Source organism: Bacillus sp. AFS001701, assembly GCF_002559405.1.
Classification (GTDB): Bacteria; Bacillota; Bacilli; order Bacillales; family Bacillaceae_G; genus Gottfriedia.
In genome coordinates this window covers 1-3,320 of the sequence record NZ_NTZO01000045.1, presented here as the reverse complement: position 1 = coordinate 3,320, position 3,320 = coordinate 1, and the positions used below count along the sequence as shown (strand labels likewise).

Sequence of the window (3,320 nt, the reverse complement as noted above, 5' to 3'; positions counted from 1 at the left end):
AAACTTCCCACAAACATTACCAGCATATATGGGACCAAACGCTGGCTACCCATATTATCCACGAGGAGAAGGTGGGGCATTACCAACTTTACCGAGTTTTGGAGCTATGCCGATGTTGCCAGGATTAACTGGAGAAGCACCAGGAGGAGTGCCAGTAGCACCAGTTCCTCCAACTGCGATGCCAACTCCATTACCAGCACCAATGCCAGGAAATACTGGGCAAACAATGCCATCGTATATGGGACCGAATCCAAATACAGGCCAAACATTACCGGCATATATGGGACCGAATCCAAATTTAGCCCAAACATTACCAGCATACATGGGACCGAATGCGAACGGAAACTTCCCACAAACATTACCAGCATATATGGGACCAAACGCAAATTTCCCAGCAACAATGCCTGCATATATGGGACCAAACGCAAACTTCCCAGCAACAATGCCAGCATATATGGGACCAAATGAAAACTTCCCAGCAACACTACCAGCATATATGGGACCAAATACAAACTTCCCACAAACAATGCCAGCATATATGGGACCAAACGCAAACTTCCCACAAACATTGCCAGCATACATGGGACCAAATGCAAACTTCCCACAAACAATGCCAGCGTATATGGGACCAAATGAAAACTTCCCGCAAACATTGCCAGCTATGGATTATCCAAAGTTCCAAGGCGGACCAGTTGCTACACCTTATGCCGCGGGGCCGACTCCAATGTATCGTGATGCATCAGAACCTTATTTTGATCCAAATTCGCAATTATTTACTCCTTATGCACAAAATCAGTCTTCATACGGAGTGCCATATTTTGAGGAAGATGAACAATAAAGAATTTTATTTAAAAAGGCGATTATTTATTAATCGTCTTTTTTTTATTTTTACTATTTCATACAGGAATTAATTGGAGTAGAAATTAATTTCTCATGAAACAGCCATTAAAGGCTACTTTTTTACTTAAAATGAGTTTCAAACCATCAATTAACAATTTAAAATCCACCTAAATAGGTCAACCTAACTTTGTAATACAACTTTAGTATTACAATTGGTTGTAAATAAAGGGAGGGTTTTATATTGAATAAAAAAGGTCTTATCGTTGCTACAGGTACGGTGCTAACAGCTTTAACATTATCTGCTTGTGGAACAAACAATAATGCCATGAATGACCATAAAAGAAATGTTGGTTATGAAAAAGTAAACTTCAATAGACCGACAAACCCTTATGCTGTTAATGATCGTTATGAAAACGTAAACTATCCAAATAACCAAGATTATTTCACAAAGAAAAATAATCACTACGGAAATGATCGTATAAATGAAGGTTTAAGTAGTGAGTATTCAAATGATGGCGTAATCCATGACGGAACATATGGAAGAAATGTCAACAATATGAATAGAAACTACACGATGGATCAAGTTCGTTATAATAACGATTTAAACACAGCTCCTCTTGTACCATATACAAATATTAGTACAAATACTAATATGAATGCTGGTGAACGAAAGTTTGCTGACCAAATTTCTAAACGAGTAGAACAAATGTCAAATGTAGCCAAAGCAAACACGGTTGCTGTTGGTGATCAAGTACTTGTTGCAGTAGATTTAGTAAATAAGAATGTTGATGAAAGCGCATTTAGATCTAAAATCAAAGACGCTTTATCACCATACACGAGTGGTAAAAAAGTTTATGTAACATTCGATGGAACAATTAGAAATAATTTAAATAACATAACAAATAATGTTCCAAATGCCACTAAAAATGTATTATACGATACAAAAGAAAATGTTAAACATATGTATCGTAATGTAAAAAATGATGTTAAGGATGCAACTAATCCGAATCGATAGAAATCGATTTTTTACATTGAAAGGGAAGAAGCTCTTGCTTCTTCCTTTTTTAAAGTGTTCAGTTTTAGGGATTGATTTCACCGAGTTTAGTTACTATTAGTTCTTAGAATAGTTAAATAATTCGTTTGATGAGGGTTAAACAATATGGTAAAGTGATTTTTATATTGACCAAAAGTTCGAAGTGGTCAATTGGTTAATAAGAGAATTTGAGGTGAGTTTTTTGAAAAAGCAAAATATTTTACAAGCTGCCACAAAGTCATTTACCATCTTTGGCTATAAAGCAACTACAATGAGTCAAATCGCAAAACAGGCAAATGTTGGAAAGGGAACAATCTATACTTTTTTCAAAAATAAAGAAGAATTGTTTGATGAAATCATCAATAATTTGATTACTGAAATGAAATTTTTAGCAGAACAATCCATTCGTGATGAAGATTCATTCATTGAAAAAGCACATAAAGGAATTGAAGTTTTTATTGCCTTTCATAATGAACATGAATTAACAATAAAGTTACTTCAGGAACAAAAAGAAATCGGGACGACTATCGTTCATGACGCTTTAAAACGATTGAATCATTCAATCATTCTCTACATACAGAAAAAAATTGAAGAGGCAATTGCAAAAAAAGAAATTGTTGAATGTGATCCCGAAATAACCGCTTTGGTAATGTTTAGACTTTATACAACACTTAAAATCGATTGGGAGAAAGAACACGAAGCACTAAGTCCTAAAAAAATTACTGAGCTATTTAACTTTTATATTCTAAATGGTTTATCAAAAGGGTAGGATTAAGGGTCAGGGGATTAGGAGGAGAAAATTTTGATTGTTAAATTAGACAATAAAGATAAAAAAATGGCAAATTCAATTTTAAATGTACAATTACCTGCATATAAGGTAGAGGCAAAGATAGTTAATTTTGAGGGAATACCACAATTAAAGGACAATGTTGAAAGTATTAGAGATTCCAAAGAAATCTTTATCGGTTATTTGATTGATAATGATTTAAAAGGATTTTTGGCCTATTCAGAAGGCGATAACGAATATCAAATATGTAGATTGGTAGTACATCCTAGTTGCTTTAAGCAAGGGATCGCAAGAAAATTAGTTCATTATTTTTTAAATGAAATTGCTAAAAAGAAAAAGGTAATTGTTTCAACAGGATCAGATAACCTACCAGCCATTAACTTATATAAAACTTCTGGTTTTAAATTTCATAAGAATATTGAAGTAGTACCTAATTTTTTTATTTCACTATTTGAAAATACCTCTGATCATTAAAGACTCTTTTTAATTTACAAAAGATGAGGATCATTTGCTTTTATCCCACTTTCCTAAAGACAACTCTTTAGGTTTTTTTGTTTAAAAAATTAAGGCCATTTACATATAAAATTTTTAATCATCTTGGATAAAGATAAAAGGAATGGTCAAACTAAAAAAGCTTGTATGATTTTGTCTAAAGGAGTG

General features: G+C 33.5%; 4 protein-coding genes. All 4 read left to right on the top strand.

The features are described from left to right. A partial coding sequence (locus CN514_RS25515; RefSeq protein ID WP_483294998.1) for a hypothetical protein occupies window positions 1-838 on the top strand: 838 nt, incomplete at its 5' end. Between the two features lie 243 nt (window positions 839-1,081). Next, on the top strand, window positions 1,082-1,855 hold the full coding sequence (locus tag CN514_RS04355; protein ID WP_097978903.1) for a YhcN/YlaJ family sporulation lipoprotein: 774 nt from the start codon (window positions 1,082-1,084) through the stop codon (window positions 1,853-1,855). A gap of 211 nt (window positions 1,856-2,066) precedes the next feature. Then, the gene (locus CN514_RS04350; protein WP_098231546.1) at window positions 2,067-2,642 is read left to right on the top strand and encodes a TetR/AcrR family transcriptional regulator; all 576 of its coding nucleotides are present in this window, start codon (window positions 2,067-2,069) and stop codon (window positions 2,640-2,642) included. Between the two features lie 33 nt (window positions 2,643-2,675). Further along, a complete protein-coding gene (locus tag CN514_RS04345; RefSeq protein WP_286141564.1) occupies window positions 2,676-3,134 on the top strand; it encodes a GNAT family N-acetyltransferase in 459 nt (152 codons plus the stop codon). The last annotated feature ends 186 nt before the right edge of the window (window positions 3,135-3,320 follow it).